This is a genomic window from Undibacterium sp. GW821-FHT07F11 (assembly GCF_059418665.1).
This window is the reverse complement of the sequence record NZ_JBWKQH010000007.1, coordinates 192743-209508: the sequence shown is the minus strand read 5'-3', so window position 1 is coordinate 209508 and position 16766 is coordinate 192743. Positions and strand designations below refer to the sequence as shown.

Here is a 16766-nt window from a genome sequence, read left to right as displayed (position 1 = left end):
CTACCCGCCAACCAATTCATTTTTGCTCTGGAGGATAAAGTGAGTCGCAAGTTTGATCACCTTCCCGATGTTGAAACCTTTGTAGCCGTGATGGAACATGGTTCTATCACTGCCGGGGCGGTGGCACTTTCCACGACACCGTCGGTAGCAAGCAGGGCTATCACCAGGCTTGAGGCCAGGCTGGGCACGCAATTGCTCAGACGTACCACACGCCAACTGAGCCTGACTGATGCGGGCAGGCTGTATCTGGAACAAGCACGGATCGCACTCTCGATGTTTGGTGAGGTCGAGCGTGCGATTCAGGGGCAAGATGGCGAGCTGACCGGTCTGGTACGGTTGAGCGCGCCCACCACTTATGGGCACTATCGCCTGCCTGCGAAGCTATTGCATTTCCATGAGCTCTACCCCAAAGTGAAAGTCGAATTGCATATTGGTAACCGCAATGTTGACCTGGTGGCCGAGGGCTTTGACATGGCGATCCGGGTTGGTCATCAGCCTGACAGCGGGTTGGTCGCACGCAAGCTGGAAGACGCACCAAAATGCCTGGTGGCAGCACCATCTTACCTGGCGCGTGCCGGACAACCGGCAAGCCTGCAGGACCTGGCGAACCATTCCTGTCTATCGTTCCTGATGCCAAGCACTGGCCGTACCAACTCCTGGGTATTCCGTTCAGTTGATGAAGAAATTGAATGGCTGCCACCTGCCGCTCTGGTGGTCTCGGAGGACATTTTGGGCGTGGTTTCCCTGGCAGAGCAGGGCTTGGGACTGTGCCAGATCTATGACTTCATTGTGCAGGAGCACATACGCAGCGGCAGACTCGTGGAAGTCTTGCCAGAACTGCGTGGCTATAGTGGCCGCTTCTCGCTCATTTACCCACCACATAAACGCCTCTCGGCTGCGTCGAGGGCAATGATAGAAATATTGTCTAAAAACGAGGAATGATGGCATGGTGAATAGCAGGACTATCTGCACCACCAGACTTGATCAGTTAAGCATTAAGCAGCTTGGGCCCTGAAGCAATCCAGCAGGCCTTGCAATAAGCATGACACGCGCCAATACAAGCACGCTTGCAATGTGGATTGCGAAAAAAATTGTGGCGACCTCTTACAAGCCCGAATGTTGCCGCACCATTTTCAGTTTTTCCGGCTCCGGCAGGTTTCGCTGCATGGCATAAATCTGCTCTGCATCCTGGCCTGCGAGATACATCACCTGGCCGGTGCCATCGGTTGCTGCCGTGAAGATGACTTCCGCAATCGAGGCGGCAGTGGAGTAATTGCCGCGACGGTTGCCCATCGCTGTCATGACCTTAGACACGGTGTCGCTATATGCGTTGCTACTTTCATCGAAGGTGCGTGCCAGTGACCTGCCGGTGAATTCGGTCGCTACTCCGCCTGGTGCAATGAACTTGGCGCGTATGCCTAGCGGTGCAAGCTCAAAAGACAGTGATTCTGTGAAGCCCACCACGGCGAACTTGGTCGCGTTATACAGTGAAAACAGGGGCAGGGTGATCAGGCCGCCAAGTGAGGCAACATTGATGATGGCACCGCTGCCCTGACGCCGCATGGCTGGTAATACTGCACGGGTGACTGTAAAAATGCCGTCCACGTTGGTGGCAAACTGATGGCGTATCTGTTCATCGGTTGCTGTTTCGAAAGGGCCGAACAAGCCATAACCCGCATTGTTGATGAGCACATCGATCTTGCCGAATTGCTCCAGCGTTGCCGCGACTGCTGCTGCGACTGAGGTGGGATCCGTGACGTCCAGTGGCAGCACGGTGACCCCCGGGCGCTTCGCCAATTCGGTTCCATCGGCGGGTTTGCGCATGGTGGCAATCACGCGCCAGCCGCGTTCAGCGAATAGATGTGCGGCAGCCTGGCCTATGCCGGATGAGGCACCTGTAATCAGTACGACAGGGGAAGATTCAGTAGACATGGCATTGCTCCTTTTAGCAAAAATGTCAGATAAAGAAATTACACAAAACTAAAAGCTCAACTGCGGATGCCGTTCCAGCAGAGCTGGAAGGCGATCTCGCGATTTTCTTCAGAATCGGCGATCGTCCCCGCCCGCATCATGCGCGCAGTTTCGCGGATAGAGCCTATAAAAATCGAAGACAGGAAGGGGATAGGCACAGCCTTCAGTACTTCTTCTTTTTGACCTTCAACGACGATGTGCATCAAGCCTTCACCAAGCTGACTGGTATAGGCCTTGCTCTCTTCACTCATGAAGGACGAGCCAACAAATTGCTCCATGAAGCATACCTGCTCATATTTACCCAGGCGGTGATCCAGCATCCTGTGCCACAAGCTGCGCACGCGTCCTTTGACCGGCGTAGACGGGTCTATCCCGTCACCGTAGAAATCGATGGTCTCGCGCTTGGCGTGGCGATACACCTCATTGAACAGTGCTTCTTTGTCGGCGAAATAGACATACAGCGTGCTCGTCCCTATGCCCGCAGCCTTGGCGATGTCAGTCAGGGTCAGGCCAAGCAGGCCACGTTCGGTGGCAAGGCGGCATGTCGCGGTGATGACTGCATCCAGTTTTTTTTCGTCTTTAGGTTTCATAGAATGAATAATAACCGAAAATATTTTCGGTTGTAAATACTTTTGTTGAATTTAATTTCGGCGAAGCAGATGATGGCTGCGGGCATTCGTCTGCCGCCGGCTTGCTTGATCAATATATGCAAGTCAGCGTTTGCCCCTTATCACCTGACATCCATGATTTTGATCCCGCTCCTCTACGAAAGGCCATGCCGCCGTATCAATGCTGATGTGCATGTTTAATGCATAATTTGAATTAAAAATACCTATTTGCCATCTATTGATACGGAGCTAGCGATTGCTGCCAGGAGGTATGGCGGTGGCCTGCATGAGTATTATCCAGGAAAATTAGCTTTTTAAGGGAATAAATATTCGCTTAAATTTAATGCTTGTGAGAGCCAGGCAAGGTATGCAGATTCAGGCACCAGGTGGCAGGCTTATCGCAGACCTGGTTTGCGATGTGGTGGATGTGACTTGGGAATAGGTATGACCAGCAGCAGATATGGCGCAGCTACACCAGATTGTCATACCTGCGGCATTGGCTTCGTGCTCAATCGCAGGCACGTTGAGCTAAGCACGCTTGCATGGTCTTAATCTGGCAACAGCCGTGAGAAACGGAAATCACAGTGGCTCGCACCACCAGCCAGGGTTTGTGTTCTTTCCAAACGTATGCCTCGCGCTGCATAGGCGACGAAATCCAGCCCGCAAATATTTGGCAGGATTTCTTTATCCCCATGGCAGGCCGCGAATTTGCAAAAACCGCAGGCTTTGTAGTTAATACCGAATTCAAAATCGTCACCCGGGCCTGGTGCTACGAAGTCGTAAACGAAGTCTTGCGGAAACTCTTGCTGATGGTTTTCTGTCGCGCTTTTTGCAGCCTGCTCGCGCAACAAAGCCTGGTTCTCTGCTGACATGAATTGCTGCCCTGAGGCCATGCGTTCTGCTTCTGGCACGCTGAGCAATTGTGCCTGGTAGGTTTCTCGCTCAATGTCGCCGATGACGGACAGCGCCACGCCATGCCGACTGAGCACCCGGCTGATGGCAATGAAGCCCAGCAGGCGCATGAAGAAATCGCTCATGCGACTTGCCGCGCCGCCGACATAGGGCATCTGGGTGAGTACGATGTCAAATTCGTCCATCACCTCTTGTCTGATCGCATCAATCGCATCAATGTCGGACAGGTGCGCACGCTCACGCAACATCGCTTCGGCAAGGTCGAGGCGATGGCGCATGGCTGCCTCCATTGCAGCGCGATGTGACTCGTAAAAAGGGTGGGTGGTTGGATGGATGATCTCAGCCATTGAATACCTCTCTCAGGCAATTGGTGTAATGCAAAAATGCTCGTCTGCTGATGCCGATAGTGTACATCTGCTGCGGGAGGCAGCATGTCAGCAAATCCGATAGCATGGAGTTCTCATGTACCTCGCTTAGAATAGCAGCATTCACGAAGCGCTGACAAAAGCTGGACATGAAATTAATTCACTGAGCATTTCACCAAGCATTTCACTAAGGAGCATCAGGCATGGCAAAGCGAACTGTCATCATCGCCGGGGCCACCGGCATGGTAGGGAGGGAAATTCTTGCAGGCCTGCTGGCAGACGACAGCGTGGCCGAGGTGCACAGCCTTGGCCGCAGGCCGCCGACAGTGCAGCATCCCAAGCTGAGGGCGCATGTCATCAATTTCGCCAGTTTGCCAGATTTACCGCAGGCGGATGAAGTGTATCTGGCGCTGGGCACGACCATCAAGGTCGCCGGGAGCCAACAGGCTTTCCGTGCCATAGACTACGATGCCAACCTGGCTGTTGCCAGAGCGGCGCAGGCTGCGGGCGTCAGGAAGCTGGGGCTGGTCAGCGCCATGGGGGCAGATGCCAGCTCCAGTGTCTTCTATAACCGCGTCAAAGGAGAGCTGGAAGACGCGCTGAAAAAAATGCCGTTTGAAGGGGTGGTCATCGCCCGTCCTTCCCTGCTGGTCGGCGACCGCGAAGTGTTAGGGCAGCCGGAGCGGCGTGGAGAAAAGCTGGGCTTTGCGCTCAGCAAGGTACTCGGCTTTCTCATCCCTGCCAACTACCAACCTATCGCGGCGGCGGCTGTTGCCAAGGCGCTGTTGACGGCTGTCCCGCAGGCGCAAGGCAAAACTGTCTTGCTTTCTGGTGTCATGCATTGAGCCTGGTGCATCGTTGCTTTCCGTAACATGATTACCCATTAACTGGCTCTTTCCAATTGCTGCATTAAGCCCAGCCTGTCTATCTGTACCCAGGCCTGGGCGATCTTGCCATCCGTGATCCTGTAAATCACATTGCCCTGCTGTGTCACGGCCTTGCCAGTTGCTGTGAAACCGGCAAACGGGGCGCTGTGAGTGGCGGTGAAGCTCCACCTGACAGCCACCCTGTCAGCCGCGCCAAAGATATCTTCAATCACAAAACGCACGTCGGGGAAGGCCTTGCGCAAGCCTGCGATATTGGCGGCAAATTCGGCTTGGCCGTGTTCACCTCGGTTACTGCTAAAGTCAATGGCGATCATCTCTGGCACCAGATTCATATTACCGGTATTGAAGCAGTCTTCATACAGGCGGCGCACGAGTTGCTGGTTTTGTTCGGACTGGTTTACTGATGTCATCTTTATTTCTCCAAAAAATAATACTTGAGGGTAGACAAAAGCTAGTGTAAAACCTCAACTAAACTTGAGGTCAAGGAGAATTTACATGGCAAAAATTAATCCGAAAGATATAGGCAAACCACTGGCTGTGGGAGACGTGGCAGCGCGTAGTGGCGTGGCTGTCTCTGCCATTCATTTTTATGAAGCCAAAGGGCTGATAAGTAGTCAGCGCAATGCCGGCAACCAGCGCCGTTATGCGCGCGATGTCTTGCGCCGTATTGCCGTCATCAAGGTGGCGCAACGCCTGGGCATCTCGCTCGCCTCCATACAGACTGCCCTGGCAGAACTGCCCGAAGGCCGCACACCCACCGTCGCCGACTGGGCCAGATTGTCCAAACGCTGGAAGACCGAACTGGATGAACGCATCAGCCAGCTCATAGAGTTGCGAGAACAACTGGGCGACTGCATAGGCTGCGGCTGTCTGTCTATCAAGGCCTGCAAGCTGCGTAATCCGCTGGATACCTTGTCAGAAGAGGGGACGGGGGCGAGGTTGTTGGGTATAGAATCATCATGATTGTGATGATCTACATAAAGAGAATGAAATACATCAATGACAAAAAAAGACAAGCAGGAAAATGATGTTGCGCTAAGCGGCAAAATCACCCCCGTCGACATCAGAAACTTGCGCAGCAAGGGGGCGATACATGAACTCAAGCTCTCCAAACTGCCCACGCTGACAGTCAAACTGGCGCAAGCTCTGCCAAGCTTGCAATCAGTAGAACAGCTCTGGCTATGGTGCGATGTCACGCGCAAAGCCATGTGCCATGTCATAAAAACCCCAGGTTTGCGTGTGCTGGACATACTCGATATCAAAGGACCAGGAAAGATGGGCAGCTTTGCTACAGCATCTGATCTGGCGATCGTACGGGCGAATCTTGGTTTGTCTGAGGATGACGTGACAAGTATCCTGCAGGCGCCAGCGCTCAAAGAACTGGGCATGCAGGGCGCAGACCTGTCGCCAGGTGTTATTGCTGCGATGCTGGCCCATCCATATCTGGTTGCGCTGGATATGGAAGGAACAGCATTTGATGATGTTATGGCTGAAGCATTGAGTACCAGCACGCAGATTCACACGCTGGATCTGGGTAATACAAAAACCACAGGTAGGGGACTTGCGCATCTGTGCCGCATGACGCAGCTCAGGTCGCTGGATTTATGGGCAACGCAAGTCATGCTCGATGATCTTGATTTGCTCACACAACTGCCACATCTGGAATATCTGTCACTTGGTAATTTTGATGATCAGCCAGGCTTTGACGCGACAGAACTTATCCCCAAGCTGGAAGTGCTTACTTCGCTGAAAAACATCTGGCTGGACGGGATCGATTTTGATAAGCAACAGGCCGCGCGTTTGCGTGAAAAGATAGCGCGTGTGAATATTACTTGTGCGTAGAGAACGCTGATTCGTTTATAGTGTGAATGGAAAACGCGCCAGAATCGAAAAACTCTTTGTTGCGGGGGAGGTGAATTAAATGTCAGCAATAAAGCGATACCGCAACTCTTTCATAAACGCCGTTCATGCCCACGGTGTCAGCCGCTTGTTTTTGCTGATCACCGCATTGACCCTGTCAACAACAAGCGCACACGCACGCCAGCAAGGCTGGGAACAAATCCTGATCGCCAGTGCAGAATATTCGGTAGCCACCCAAAAAGCCCTGGACGACGACTATCAAATTTCCAGTTATGAACACTGGGATCTCGACCAGGGCACGGGTGAGCTGACATTTTCAGATAAGGGTGTGATCAAAGTAAGCGCCAAAATCCAGTTTGTCGGTTCTTATTCTGAGCGCAGCAAGACCTGGTTATGGAGTTGGGGTAATTCCACCATTTCCCCAGCCTTGTTCAAGCGTATGGATGTACTCAAGAGTCTGGGCGCGAAACACAACTTCAAAAAACTGACAGAGCGCACCTGGCCAGCGCAATTGGCAGATGGCTGGGAAATGGCGACGGTGGCGAATTACCTGCTGAAGACCAAAGGCATTTATCGCGTGCCGTTCGAGGCTGGCTTTGTGTTTTTGGTCATCACCGATATCAGGAAAGTGCTGCCAGAATAAATGCAAGCTGGCTGATGTGGACTGGCTTTAACAGTGGCGCTGCGTACCTTATTTCTTCTTCTATTTGACCACTCGATTATCCCTGATCATGTCATACAAAAACTGTGCTGCCGGTGACAGGCGGGCGGCTTTGCGGGCGACCAGTACCAGGGTTCTGGAAATGACCGGGTCTTGCAATCTGATTACACGCAGGCGCGGGTAATTACCTTTTTGCATGGCAAGATTGGGCACGATGGCCGCAGCAATACCTGCATCTGCCAGACCCAGGGCGGTGGAGTTGCGCTGTACTTCGTAATGTATCTGCAAGGCCAGGCCAGCTTGCCCGCCCTGGCTAGCATTCAGGCTATCTGCGCCCAAGTAACCATCAAGCAGGGCGCGGTTGCCGCTTGCCTGTCCGGCAAAAATCAGCGGGTAGGGCTGCAATTGTGCCCAGGACAGGCTCTTGCGTCTGGCCAGCGCATGATCATCACGGCAAACCAGTACAAAGCGGTCTTCCAGCAAAGGTGTCGCGCTCAGTTCAGGATGATTCGGGCCTGCCAGGTTGATGCCAAATTCGGCCTCGCGCCGCAACACGGCTTCAGCCACACCGGCGGATGCATGGTCGAGTATCTTGATGCGGTTGGCGGGGAATAAGGCCGAATATTCACGAATGACTTGCGGCAGGTAACGTACGCCTGCTGTCGGTATGCAGGCAATCGAGACGTCGCCACGCAGGGCCTTGCCGGTTTCGCGTATCTCGGTCAGTGCGGCTGACAGTTCTTGCAGCAGGCGTCTGGCTTGCGGCAAAAAGTCTTGGCCTGTCCGGGTCAGGGCGATGGAACGTGTCGTTCTTTCCAGCAAGGTCACACCCAGAAAAATTTCAAGATTGCGCAGCCGCTGCGTCACGGCCGTTTGCGTGACAAACAGCACATCAGCCGCCTTGTTAAAACTGCCATGGTCAGCAATTGCCACAAATGCCTGCACTCCGAGGATATCGATTTTCATAAGAAAAATGAATCAATCGTCTAAATAAATTCATTGTACTTTTAATTGCCCAGGTAAGAAGATGTTCGTGCAGAAAATATTTTCCGCTGTTTTTATGGGTGCCTTATGTTGAATCCGTCATTACCAGGGCTGGCCGCTGCCGAAGCTGCCAGCATCTCTTCCTTGCGCTTATTTATGGTTTTTTCCAAAATAGCGCTGACTGGTTTTGGTGGCGTCATGCCCTTTGCCTACCGGGCACTGGTTGAGCAATACCGCTGGCTCAGTGCAGAAGAATTTGCCCGTTATCTGGCCCTGAGCCAGGTCTTGCCCGGCCCCACTATCTGTAATGTCGCCTTGATGATAGGCAAACGCTATGCCGGTATCGCTGGTGCACTGGCTGCCATGGCCGGCCTGATCATCGGCCCCTTTTTACTGGTGATTGCACTGGGCGTTGCCTACCAGCGCTTTGGCAAGCTGGCCATGGTGCAGGATGCACTGACAGGCATGACAGCAGTAGCAGCAGGCCTGGTGCTGGCAACTGCGATCAAGATGGCGATGTCGCTGTTTGGACAGAATGCTAAGGCTGGTGCCACTGACGCTCCGGACAAAAGCACGCCGGACAAAAGCATGCTGCTCCACAGCCGCATCAGCTTGCAGGCATTATTGATGGCGCTGGCCTTTGCTGGGCTGGCCCTGCTCAAGTTTCGCTTGATTATTGTATTCGTGCTGCTGGCCCTGCCGGGCAGCGTGGCCGCATATTTTCTGAAAGATAAAAATGAGTGATGAATCCCCCATGCTGGACCTGTGCCTGCATCTGTCCATCCTGTCGATGATGGCAGTTGGCGGCGGGCTGGTGATGATGGCACCTGACATCAACCATTTTGTCGTCACAGAAAAACACTGGGTCACCAGCGCCCAGTTCGCCTCTGCCTATGCCATCGCCCAGGCCGCACCCGGCCCCAATCTCTTGTTCATCTCTTTAGTGGGCTGGCTTATCGCCGGCTGGGCAGGTGCAATACTGACGACACTCGCGGTGATTATCCCCTCCACCATATTGACACTGTCCGTCATCAGCCTGGATACCTCAAGCTACAACAAACGCCTGACAGCCGCCGTGCGCGACACCTTTGCACCTATCTCCGTGGGATTCTTGCTGGCAACCGCCTGCCTGTTCATGCAACTCGATACCGCCAGTTGGCGCACTGATGTGATTACCGTGCTCACTGCCGTCATTGTCGTGCGCAGCAAACTGAACCCCGTCGTCCTGATTACAGCCGGGGCTGCCGCCGGGATGTTGCATCTCATTTAAACTCAACCCAGGGAGGAAATATCATGTCCGACGCCCACACCAGCCTGACCCTGCAAATGCTGGAATGGATACAGCAGCGGCCACACAGTTATGCAGAAGTAATCGAGGTCTGGCACAGCACCTGTCCGAGGCTATGTATCTGGGAGGATGCTTGTGCAGACAGCTTGATCAGTTGCGAAGGCGGCTCTGCTGGTTTGGTGACATTGTCGCAAAAGGGTAGGGAGATGCTAGCTGCCACAAGAGAGAAGGCTGTAGGTACGATTAGCGCAGCGTAATCGTACGCATGTCAGCTAAGGCTCCAAATTTTGAACATTGATTTTCTCACGAAAGTCATATCAAACGCATTGTTTTTCAGTGGATAAAGGCCAGGCAATCAGATGAGCTTTTGTGGCTGCCCGGCTCAACATTCGTACGATTACGCTGCGTTTATCGTACCTACGCAGGCCGCCCACAATGTGCAGGAAAATCTGTGTATGCGATATGACTACTCAAATTTTTAAAATGTATTTCGCATGCGCGCAACGAATTTACCCGGTTGCGTAAATCATTGATAAAATACAAATACCCAAGATGCTGATGGTCAGGCTTCTGAGGCGGCAATAGTATCTGCATACTGTACGCCTGCAGTTCACGACAAGTCACGGTCAATCATGATGAACTGACTTGTTGTTGAGTGCAGTCTTCTCTTACCTCAATCGGGCACATCCTCATGCCAAATATTTCCATACCTGCCGCTTATCGTGGTGCTACGCCTTATCTCATCATCAAGGGTGCTGCTGTTGCGCTTGAGTTTTATGCGGCTGCATTTGCTGCCACTGAACTGGTGCGTCTGGACGACGGCAATGGCAAGATCATGCATGCAGAAATCAGCATAGGCGATGCACTGCTGATGCTGGCCGATGAGTTCCCGGACATGGGTTATCGCGGCCCGCAGTCGCTGGGTGGTTCGTCGGTATCCATACACCTGTATGTGGACGATGTGGATGCCGTATTCGCCCGTGTGGTGGAACTGGGGGCGACTGTTGCCATGCCTGTGGCCGATCAGTTTGATGGTGACAGGCGCGGTACGCTGATCGACCCGTTTGGCCATGTCTGGCTATTGGCAAGTCGCAAGGAGGATGTTTCTTACGATGAGTTGCGGATCAGGTTTGCAAAGATGATGGGGCAGGGCTGATTGCCTGTCGGTGCCACACCTGCGCGAACTATCATTGATGACACTGCATACTGAAAAAAGACCTTTACCAAAGTCCCCATTCATTTTCGCCGCTACCGTATTGGGCTTCTCTGCCCTGTACGTACAAATGCATCTGGCTATTTTCCTCTTTGTATTGATGCTGATGTTTGGTCTTGGCCTGTATGCCAGCTTCAGTGCCTTGAGGTTTTTGCGGCATTCTTTCGATGGTCCGCTGGCCGGGTGGTCATGGGCGTTGATGACACTGCTTACAGTATGCTGGTCGGCCTGGTTTTATGTGCCCACTACATCGCTGGCGGAACATGTTGATGCCTGGATTTTTCAAGGACATTATGAAAATGAAGTTGCTAAACTCAGCGGTAACTTACCGGGAAATTGCGGGCAAACAAATGATTGTTACGTCGGCGATGGCAAGCCAGTGTATGTGTATTTCCCCTATGCCTTGCATGTGCCGTTTTCAGAGCATCACGGCATTCTGTATATAGCAGACTCTGCGCATGCGCCAGAACAGGCGCGGCTGGATAAAATTGGTGGCATGATGAAGTGCCAGGAGCAGCCTTTGCTCAAGCATTTTTATGCCTGTTTTATTACCGGCTATGCAGGTTAGGGGCCTTTCATCATCAACACTTATGCAGGCAAGCCACTCACCAGAAAAGCATGTGCCTCGGTCTGGAAATCCACTCTCTTGCTCAGGTAAGCGACGCTGAGTAAATGCAACTGGTCTTTGAGGGGATTGGCATCGCTGTAGTTGCTGTCCAAAAAACGCTGGTAATCAGCTTTATTTTTCAGGCACAGGCTGATCGCCTGCACATAAAAATCATGAGCGACATGGGCATTGGCGGCGATCAGCATGTCTTCGATTTGTGCCAGTAAATGGCCATGCATATTGTAGAGAAACTGGGCAAAACCGCCCTGGCGCACATCATAATCAAAACGCGCGGCCAGCAAGTGTGGCAGGTGTGATGCATGGGTGTTGGCGAGTTCTTGCCAATCGCCAGAACTGGTGCTTGCCAGCCAGAGATTGAGCTGGATGGTGATGGCAGCTTGTAGATTGGTCGCGGGCATGGATGATTTAAAGAAATGGAATCAGACTGTAGTATGCTAGCAGAATATTAATAAAAGGATTTTATATGATACTACGTCGTCACCTGCTCAAAACCGTATTGGCACTCAGTTGTGCTGCACTCAGCCCTGTGGCTGCCTGGGCTGCCGCTTTCAGTTCTGAGCGCATCAGCGTCAAGATAGAAGGCGAGGGCAGGGATGTGGTGCTGGTGCCTGGCCTGGGTTCTTCACCACGGGTGTGGACTGAGCTGGTCAAGGCGGTGCCTGGCTATCGTTATCATCTGGTGCAGGTGTCGGGCTTTGCTGGTTACCCTGCCGGTGGCAATACCGAGGGTGCAGTTGCGGCACCAGTGGCAGAAGAAGTCGCGCGTTATATTGCCCAGCTTGTGCCGCATGGTTTGGAAAAACCTGTGCTGATCGGGCATTCCATGGGCGGTTCCATAGGCATGATGGTGGCGGCACGTCACCCACAGGCCATCAGTAAATTGATGGTGGTGGATATGTTCCCTTTCCTGGGGGCGATGTTTGGCCCACCAGGTACGACTGTACAAAGCATCAAGCCCATGGCAGACGATATGCTGGCAAAAATGCGGGCATCCACGCCTGAAGGCCGTGCACAAAGAACCGGGGCGGCGATCAATAGCATGGTCAACAATACTGCCATGCGCCCTGGCGCATTGGATGATGCACTCAAGAGTGACCCGGATGTTTCTGCCCGTGCTTATCATGAATTGATCACGACTGACCTGATGCCAGAGCTGAAGAACATCACTGTGCCGACTTCGGTTTTGTATGTCGTGCCGAATGGTGCGCCGGTGACGCCAGAGCAAATGGATGGCTTTTACAAGATGGCGTATTCGGGCGTGAAAGATATACAGCTCAAGCGTATCCCGGCCAGCGCTCACTTCATCATGTGGGACCAGCCTGAGCAGTTCCAGGCTGAGGTTAAAGGCTTTTTGAAATAGCTTAGAAAGTTGCACGGAACTCTGCCCGTAATCGGCGTGAGTTCTATGCAGGCAATATTTCTTTGCTGGATTTCACCGGACTTTCGCCGCGCATGATGACCGTGTGGCGGCGAAGCTACGGGCCTTTATCACATATCAGTACCCAAGGTATAGCCAGGCGATACCTTCATAAAATCCCCTCAGTTTTTAAAGCTTTTTGACAATGCTGTCATCCGTTGCCCTTGTGATTGCGTTATTGCAGCAAGAGGATGGATGAGTAGCTTTGCCATGCGGTAATGTCACATGCAGGTGTGCTCTCCATCCGTTTGATGAGTTGTAAAGTAATGGAATCAAAGGAGTGAGATATGGCATACGTCTATGGTGATGATGGTGTGTACGATGAGAGAACCAAGGGTTACGACTCCAGTTCCCTGAGCGCCAATTTCCAGGTCAATCTGGGCAAGGTCTCGTTTGGCAAATTGTCGGCAACGGATTTGACTGACTGGTACCAGCTCAATCTGGATGGTCCTGGCACTTATACCTTGGTGGTGTCCACCGACGTCGTCAATAACTATAGTTCCACCAATGAATGGCGCGAAACCTATAGCGGCATCGAGGTAAAAATCACTGACAGTGCAGGCAACCCGCTGGCCGGTCTTGATACCAGCTACGCCAGCCTGACCACCGATGGCAGCATCGTCTTCAATTATACGGGCGGCTATTCTCACGGCGATTTTTTTGTGCGCGTCAGCAATCTCGCATATGCCGCTACCGACTACATCCTGGGCCTGAATGTGGCTGTACCTGGCAAGAACATCTACGGCACGGCTGCCAATGATTATCTGCAGGGTACAGTGGGTGACGACAATATTGCTGCCGGCGCGGGTAACGATACCATCGTCAGCAGCGCAGGCAATGATGTGGTGGACGGCGGCAGTGGCCTGGACTTTTTGCTGCTGGCGGGCAAGCTGGGTGACTATGCCATCAATGGCACGACCACCAGTTTTACCGTCAAGGACACGGTAGGTAAAGATGGTACGGATGCAGTCTCGCAAGTAGAGCGCCTGATCTTTACTGACTCTGCACTGGCCTTTGATATCAACGGTTCGGCTGGTCAGGCATATCGCCTGTACCAGGCAGCTTTCGGACGCAAACCTGACCTGGCCGGACTGGGATACTGGATAGACAGGATGGACCATGGCGTCAGCCTTACCCAGGTTGCTGCAGGTTTTTTCCAGTCGGCAGAATTCCAGAAACTGTACGGCAGCTTCCCCAGCACGACGACGCTGATCACCAACTTTTACCAGAATGTTTTGCACCGTGCGCCAGACCAGGCGGGTTTTGATTACTGGTCCAACCAACTGAACAAGGGCATGATTTCACCCGCAGGCGCGCTGGCCAGTTTTTGCGAAAGTGCAGAAAACCAGGCGCAGGTGATAGGACAAATCCAAAACGGGGTTGTCTATACTGAGTGGTTGGGTTAGTTGGTGGCTCAAGTTGGGGATCAAGTCAGTGCTGTAAGTAGTGAGCAATGAAATGGGGCGGCGCTAGTGCCGCCCTTTTTTATTCGCTCATATAGCAGTAAATGCTTGCCATCTAATAAATGTTTCAGTATTGCAAAATAAATGCTTGTTATATTTGTAAATATTGCCTATCCTACAAGTATGGACTGGTAAAACTCAGTGTTTGCCATGTATTTCTGATACTTTGCGAAGGTGATCCAAGATGCATGCTGCTATCCTCGACGTAGTAAACTCCACTGCAGTAGTCAACCTAACAGAACATCCGGCAGGCGTATCACCTGCTGCCAGCATTAATGCTCTCCAGCCCGTGCCTGCACTGACCATCATGGCGGCAGTTGACACCACACCACCGGTCTTGAAATCACTGAGCATACCTGCCAGCGTGAATTTGTCGAATGGCGATACACCCCTGGTCATCACTGCCGTGGCGAGTGACGAGGGTTCTGGCGTCAGCAGCGTGGTGATAGAGCTGGATGCGTTTTTGGGCCACAATGTCAAACGACATGGTGGCACACTCAGCACCTTTGAAATGGATGGTGAGGACGATACCTGGGCCGATGGCCAGTCTAGCCAGACCTATACCATCACGATGGTTAACCAGGACCGCGTGTATCAGGTAGTGGGTGCGCAAGTCTTTGATAAAGCGGGCAATGCCACCAGCTATAGCGCAGCCCAGTTGAAAGCCATGGGGGTAAATACCGCCATTACCGTCACTGGTTCGATTGGTGGTATTGCGATTGACCCTAATGCGCTGTCTTTGCAAATTAATGGCACTGAAGCGAATGACTACCTCATCGGCACCGACAGGAATGAGAGTTTCTTTACTGGTGGTGGCAATGACATTGTGATCGCCAGTGGTGGCAATGACTATTTCAATGGTGGTGCCGGGCTGGATACGCTGGTCTTTTCGGGCAAGATGGCAAACTATGTGGTCTCGGCTGACGCATTAGCAAATACAGCAGCAAATGTAAGCATCAGGGATACAACCGGTCTTGGCGACAAAAATTCATTAAGTGCAGTCGAGAGGGTGCAGTTTTCTGATGCCGCCATGGCCTTTGATATCAATGGCGTGGCGGGTCAGGCCTATCGTTTGTACCAGGCAGCATTTGGCCACAAACCTGATCAGGCAGGCCTGGGCTACTGGATACAGAGCATGGATAAAGGTGCCAGTCTTAATGCTGTGGCGGGGGCCTTTGTCCAGTCAGCAGAATTCCAGCAGCTATATGGCAGTAATCCCAGCACCACAACCCTGATCACCAACCTCTATCAGAACGTCTTGCATCGCGCACCAGATCAGGCAGGCTTTGATTATTGGTCGAGTCAACTCAGCCATGGCTTGATTAACCCTGCGGCGGTACTCGCCAGTTTTTGCGAGAGTGCAGAAAACCAGGCGCAAGTGCTGGGGCAGATTCAACAAGGGATTGTGTACATCACGTGGGCGGGTTGATTTTCGATTGATCAGTTTAAGCAAGCGCGACTGGGCCAGGCTTATGCCTGGTTTTTTTTTGTGACAGCGAGGCAGGGCGCATTGCAATGCGCCGTATGGTGTTCCAAATTCCGGGATAAGCATTTTCGCGGCGCATGACGCACACCTGAAGTGCAATCTATTGCGCCGGATGATTATCTCTCCATGCTGTTTTTTTTCGTCAACAAAAGTTGACATTCATCTTATCGTCAACTAAGATTGACGCATGAAAAATAGCAAACCACTCCCATCACCTGACGACCCTGAGGCAGCTTTGGCTGCCGTGCTGGCCTTGCGCCAGATGGCAGATCAGCTGGAGCTTGCCGCCGTCAGCAATGCACTGGCGCAAGGCTGGTCATGGTCACAGATTGCCGAGGCACTTGGTGTTTCCAAGCAGGCGGCACACAAGCGTCTGTCGGGCATGGTGAGTTGATAATCGGCAGCGCCAACAGCACTCACGTCCTCATCAAACCGGATTCTTAACAGGAGAAACCCATGTTCGGAAAAATACAGCAACGCTTTCGTGATATGAGAAGTATCAAGAGCTTATGCGAACAGGCAGAGCAACATGCCCGTAGCAATGGCCAGGAGCCTGGAGCTGAGCATTTTGTGCTGGCTGCACTCGATATGCCGGATGGCACGGCACAAGCCGCATTTGCGCGCCTGGGTGTGGATGGACATTCGTATAAAGAGGCCATCAGGCAACAGGCGGCAAATGCCTTGCACAGTGTTGGCGTGCAAGTTGATGTCAGCGTTTTAAAAACCAGCAATCCGCAGAGGGATATGCCCACCACTGGTGGTTTGTACCAGGCACAAGCATCTGGTCAGAACCTGATGCAAGCGCTGGCCAGCCAGCAAAAACCGCCAGGCCTGGCACTGCTGGGCGCGCATGTCTTGCTGGCAGCATGCACTGCGCAATATGGTGTGGCGGTGCGCGCCTTGCGTGCCATGGGGATAGAGCCCGCCAAACTGGCAGAGGCAGCCCGGGCAGAAATCCATGCGTGGGAGTTGGCGCGGGCTTGATTGGTGGGATATTGTCCTCCTTGCTACACGATGAGCATG

General features: G+C 52.8%; 21 protein-coding genes. 15 read left to right on the top strand and 6 right to left on the bottom strand.

The genetic code is table 11. The features are described 5' to 3' along the window. Positions 1-39 precede the first annotated feature (39 nt). Positions 40-942: a LysR family transcriptional regulator gene (locus AC07OI_RS18800; RefSeq protein WP_495258270.1), complete on the top strand. Its 903-nt coding sequence runs from the start codon at positions 40-42 to the stop codon at positions 940-942. A 162-nt stretch (positions 943-1104) separates the two neighbouring features. Here AC07OI_RS18800 and AC07OI_RS18795 read toward each other — a convergent pair whose 3' ends face one another. The 3 genes from AC07OI_RS18795 to AC07OI_RS18785 form a co-directional block, all read right to left on the bottom strand. After that, positions 1105-1932 (bottom strand): SDR family oxidoreductase, encoded by an 828-nt coding sequence (locus AC07OI_RS18795; protein ID WP_495258269.1) that lies wholly within the window; start codon positions 1930-1932, stop codon positions 1105-1107. Between the two features lie 56 nt (positions 1933-1988). After that, complete coding sequence (locus AC07OI_RS18790) at positions 1989-2561, bottom strand: TetR/AcrR family transcriptional regulator (protein ID WP_495258268.1); 573 nt, start codon at positions 2559-2561, stop codon at positions 1989-1991. A 566-nt stretch (positions 2562-3127) separates the two neighbouring features. Continuing rightward, entirely contained in the window at positions 3128-3838 is a 711-nt protein-coding gene (locus AC07OI_RS18785; RefSeq protein WP_495258267.1) for an L-2-amino-thiazoline-4-carboxylic acid hydrolase, read from the bottom strand. Positions 3839-4059: 221 nt separating this feature from the next. Between AC07OI_RS18785 and AC07OI_RS18780 the strand changes: the two genes are divergently transcribed. After that, the gene (locus tag AC07OI_RS18780) at positions 4060-4701 is read left to right on the top strand and encodes an NAD(P)H-binding protein (protein ID WP_495258266.1); all 642 of its coding nucleotides are present in this window, start codon (positions 4060-4062) and stop codon (positions 4699-4701) included. Between the two features lie 38 nt (positions 4702-4739). Here the strand turns inward: AC07OI_RS18780 and AC07OI_RS18775 are convergent, their stop codons facing one another. Beyond that, on the bottom strand, positions 4740-5153 hold the full coding sequence (locus AC07OI_RS18775; RefSeq protein ID WP_495258265.1) for an ester cyclase: 414 nt from the start codon (positions 5151-5153) through the stop codon (positions 4740-4742). Positions 5154-5238: 85 nt separating this feature from the next. Here AC07OI_RS18775 and soxR point away from each other — a divergent pair, with 85 nt between their 5' ends. The 3 genes from soxR to AC07OI_RS18760 all read left to right on the top strand — a co-directional run bounded on the left by soxR (position 5239) and on the right by AC07OI_RS18760 (position 7246). Beyond that, on the top strand, positions 5239-5706 hold the full coding sequence (gene soxR / locus AC07OI_RS18770; protein WP_495258264.1) for a redox-sensitive transcriptional activator SoxR: 468 nt from the start codon (positions 5239-5241) through the stop codon (positions 5704-5706). Positions 5707-5742: 36 nt separating this feature from the next. Next, positions 5743-6585, top strand: coding sequence for a hypothetical protein (locus AC07OI_RS18765; protein WP_495258263.1), 843 nt, complete (start codon positions 5743-5745; stop codon positions 6583-6585). Between the two features lie 79 nt (positions 6586-6664). Further along, positions 6665-7246, top strand: coding sequence for a DUF6882 domain-containing protein (locus tag AC07OI_RS18760; protein WP_495258262.1), 582 nt, complete (start codon positions 6665-6667; stop codon positions 7244-7246). A gap of 60 nt (positions 7247-7306) precedes the next feature. Here AC07OI_RS18760 and AC07OI_RS18755 read toward each other — a convergent pair whose 3' ends face one another. Continuing rightward, positions 7307-8230, bottom strand: coding sequence for a LysR family transcriptional regulator (locus AC07OI_RS18755; RefSeq protein WP_495258261.1), 924 nt, complete (start codon positions 8228-8230; stop codon positions 7307-7309). A 105-nt stretch (positions 8231-8335) separates the two neighbouring features. Between AC07OI_RS18755 and AC07OI_RS18750 the strand changes: the two genes are divergently transcribed. The 5 genes from AC07OI_RS18750 to AC07OI_RS18730 all read left to right on the top strand — a co-directional run bounded on the left by AC07OI_RS18750 (position 8336) and on the right by AC07OI_RS18730 (position 11317). Next, positions 8336-8992: a chromate transporter gene (locus tag AC07OI_RS18750; protein ID WP_495258260.1), complete on the top strand. Its 657-nt coding sequence runs from the start codon at positions 8336-8338 to the stop codon at positions 8990-8992. After that, complete coding sequence (locus tag AC07OI_RS18745; protein ID WP_495258259.1) at positions 8985-9518, top strand: chromate transporter; 534 nt, start codon at positions 8985-8987, stop codon at positions 9516-9518. The genes AC07OI_RS18750 and AC07OI_RS18745 overlap by 8 nt, the downstream gene beginning before the upstream one ends. A 23-nt stretch (positions 9519-9541) precedes the next feature. Then, positions 9542-9793 carry a hypothetical protein gene (locus AC07OI_RS18740; RefSeq protein WP_495258258.1) on the top strand — a complete coding sequence of 84 codons (252 nt, stop codon included), beginning with the start codon at positions 9542-9544 and terminating at the stop codon, positions 9791-9793. A 434-nt stretch (positions 9794-10227) separates the two neighbouring features. Beyond that, complete coding sequence (locus AC07OI_RS18735) at positions 10228-10692, top strand: VOC family protein (protein ID WP_495258257.1); 465 nt, start codon at positions 10228-10230, stop codon at positions 10690-10692. 37 nt (positions 10693-10729) lie between these two features. Next, the gene (locus AC07OI_RS18730) at positions 10730-11317 is read left to right on the top strand and encodes a hypothetical protein (RefSeq protein ID WP_495258256.1); all 588 of its coding nucleotides are present in this window, start codon (positions 10730-10732) and stop codon (positions 11315-11317) included. Positions 11318-11337: 20 nt separating this feature from the next. Here AC07OI_RS18730 and AC07OI_RS18725 read toward each other — a convergent pair whose 3' ends face one another. Beyond that, positions 11338-11775 carry a DMP19 family protein gene (locus tag AC07OI_RS18725; protein ID WP_495258255.1) on the bottom strand — a complete coding sequence of 146 codons (438 nt, stop codon included), beginning with the start codon at positions 11773-11775 and terminating at the stop codon, positions 11338-11340. A gap of 65 nt (positions 11776-11840) precedes the next feature. Here AC07OI_RS18725 and AC07OI_RS18720 point away from each other — a divergent pair, with 65 nt between their 5' ends. The 5 genes from AC07OI_RS18720 to AC07OI_RS18700 all read left to right on the top strand — a co-directional run bounded on the left by AC07OI_RS18720 (position 11841) and on the right by AC07OI_RS18700 (position 16727). Further along, the gene (locus AC07OI_RS18720; protein ID WP_492701047.1) at positions 11841-12737 is read left to right on the top strand and encodes an alpha/beta fold hydrolase; all 897 of its coding nucleotides are present in this window, start codon (positions 11841-11843) and stop codon (positions 12735-12737) included. A gap of 344 nt (positions 12738-13081) precedes the next feature. Further along, positions 13082-14200, top strand: a complete 1119-nt coding sequence (locus AC07OI_RS18715) for a DUF4214 domain-containing protein (RefSeq protein ID WP_492701045.1) — start codon at positions 13082-13084, stop codon at positions 14198-14200. Between the two features lie 241 nt (positions 14201-14441). After that, positions 14442-15686: a DUF4214 domain-containing protein gene (locus tag AC07OI_RS18710; protein WP_495258254.1), complete on the top strand. Its 1245-nt coding sequence runs from the start codon at positions 14442-14444 to the stop codon at positions 15684-15686. Between the two features lie 244 nt (positions 15687-15930). Further along, the gene (locus AC07OI_RS18705; RefSeq protein WP_492701041.1) at positions 15931-16137 is read left to right on the top strand and encodes a helix-turn-helix domain-containing protein; all 207 of its coding nucleotides are present in this window, start codon (positions 15931-15933) and stop codon (positions 16135-16137) included. Between the two features lie 62 nt (positions 16138-16199). After that, positions 16200-16727: a Clp protease N-terminal domain-containing protein gene (locus AC07OI_RS18700; RefSeq protein WP_492701039.1), complete on the top strand. Its 528-nt coding sequence runs from the start codon at positions 16200-16202 to the stop codon at positions 16725-16727. Positions 16728-16766 lie beyond the last annotated feature (39 nt).

Bases quoted from the DNA above. Each gene is read 5' to 3' on its own strand.
- AC07OI_RS18715 (WP_492701045.1), top strand. From the start codon at position 13,082: ATGGCATACGTCTATGGTGATGATGGTGTGTACGATGAGAGAACCAAG.
- AC07OI_RS18795 (WP_495258269.1), bottom strand. From the start codon at position 1,932: ATGTCTACTGAATCTTCCCCTGTCGTACTGATTACAGGTGCCTCATCC.
- AC07OI_RS18710 (WP_495258254.1), top strand. From the start codon at position 14,442: ATGCATGCTGCTATCCTCGACGTAGTAAACTCCACTGCAGTAGTCAAC.
- AC07OI_RS18790 (WP_495258268.1), bottom strand. From the start codon at position 2,561: ATGAAACCTAAAGACGAAAAAAAACTGGATGCAGTCATCACCGCGACA.
- AC07OI_RS18780 (WP_495258266.1), top strand. From the start codon at position 4,060: ATGGCAAAGCGAACTGTCATCATCGCCGGGGCCACCGGCATGGTAGGG.
- AC07OI_RS18745 (WP_495258259.1), top strand. From the start codon at position 8,985: ATGAGTGATGAATCCCCCATGCTGGACCTGTGCCTGCATCTGTCCATC.
- soxR (WP_495258264.1), top strand. From the start codon at position 5,239: ATGGCAAAAATTAATCCGAAAGATATAGGCAAACCACTGGCTGTGGGA.
- AC07OI_RS18785 (WP_495258267.1), bottom strand. From the start codon at position 3,838: ATGGCTGAGATCATCCATCCAACCACCCACCCTTTTTACGAGTCACAT.
- AC07OI_RS18705 (WP_492701041.1), top strand. From the start codon at position 15,931: ATGAAAAATAGCAAACCACTCCCATCACCTGACGACCCTGAGGCAGCT.
- AC07OI_RS18700 (WP_492701039.1), top strand. From the start codon at position 16,200: ATGTTCGGAAAAATACAGCAACGCTTTCGTGATATGAGAAGTATCAAG.
- AC07OI_RS18765 (WP_495258263.1), top strand. From the start codon at position 5,743: ATGACAAAAAAAGACAAGCAGGAAAATGATGTTGCGCTAAGCGGCAAA.
- AC07OI_RS18775 (WP_495258265.1), bottom strand. From the start codon at position 5,153: ATGACATCAGTAAACCAGTCCGAACAAAACCAGCAACTCGTGCGCCGC.
- AC07OI_RS18725 (WP_495258255.1), bottom strand. From the start codon at position 11,775: ATGCCCGCGACCAATCTACAAGCTGCCATCACCATCCAGCTCAATCTC.
- AC07OI_RS18720 (WP_492701047.1), top strand. From the start codon at position 11,841: ATGATACTACGTCGTCACCTGCTCAAAACCGTATTGGCACTCAGTTGT.
- AC07OI_RS18740 (WP_495258258.1), top strand. From the start codon at position 9,542: ATGTCCGACGCCCACACCAGCCTGACCCTGCAAATGCTGGAATGGATA.
- AC07OI_RS18730 (WP_495258256.1), top strand. From the start codon at position 10,730: ATGACACTGCATACTGAAAAAAGACCTTTACCAAAGTCCCCATTCATT.
- AC07OI_RS18755 (WP_495258261.1), bottom strand. From the start codon at position 8,230: ATGAAAATCGATATCCTCGGAGTGCAGGCATTTGTGGCAATTGCTGAC.
- AC07OI_RS18735 (WP_495258257.1), top strand. From the start codon at position 10,228: ATGCCAAATATTTCCATACCTGCCGCTTATCGTGGTGCTACGCCTTAT.
- AC07OI_RS18750 (WP_495258260.1), top strand. From the start codon at position 8,336: ATGTTGAATCCGTCATTACCAGGGCTGGCCGCTGCCGAAGCTGCCAGC.
- AC07OI_RS18760 (WP_495258262.1), top strand. From the start codon at position 6,665: ATGTCAGCAATAAAGCGATACCGCAACTCTTTCATAAACGCCGTTCAT.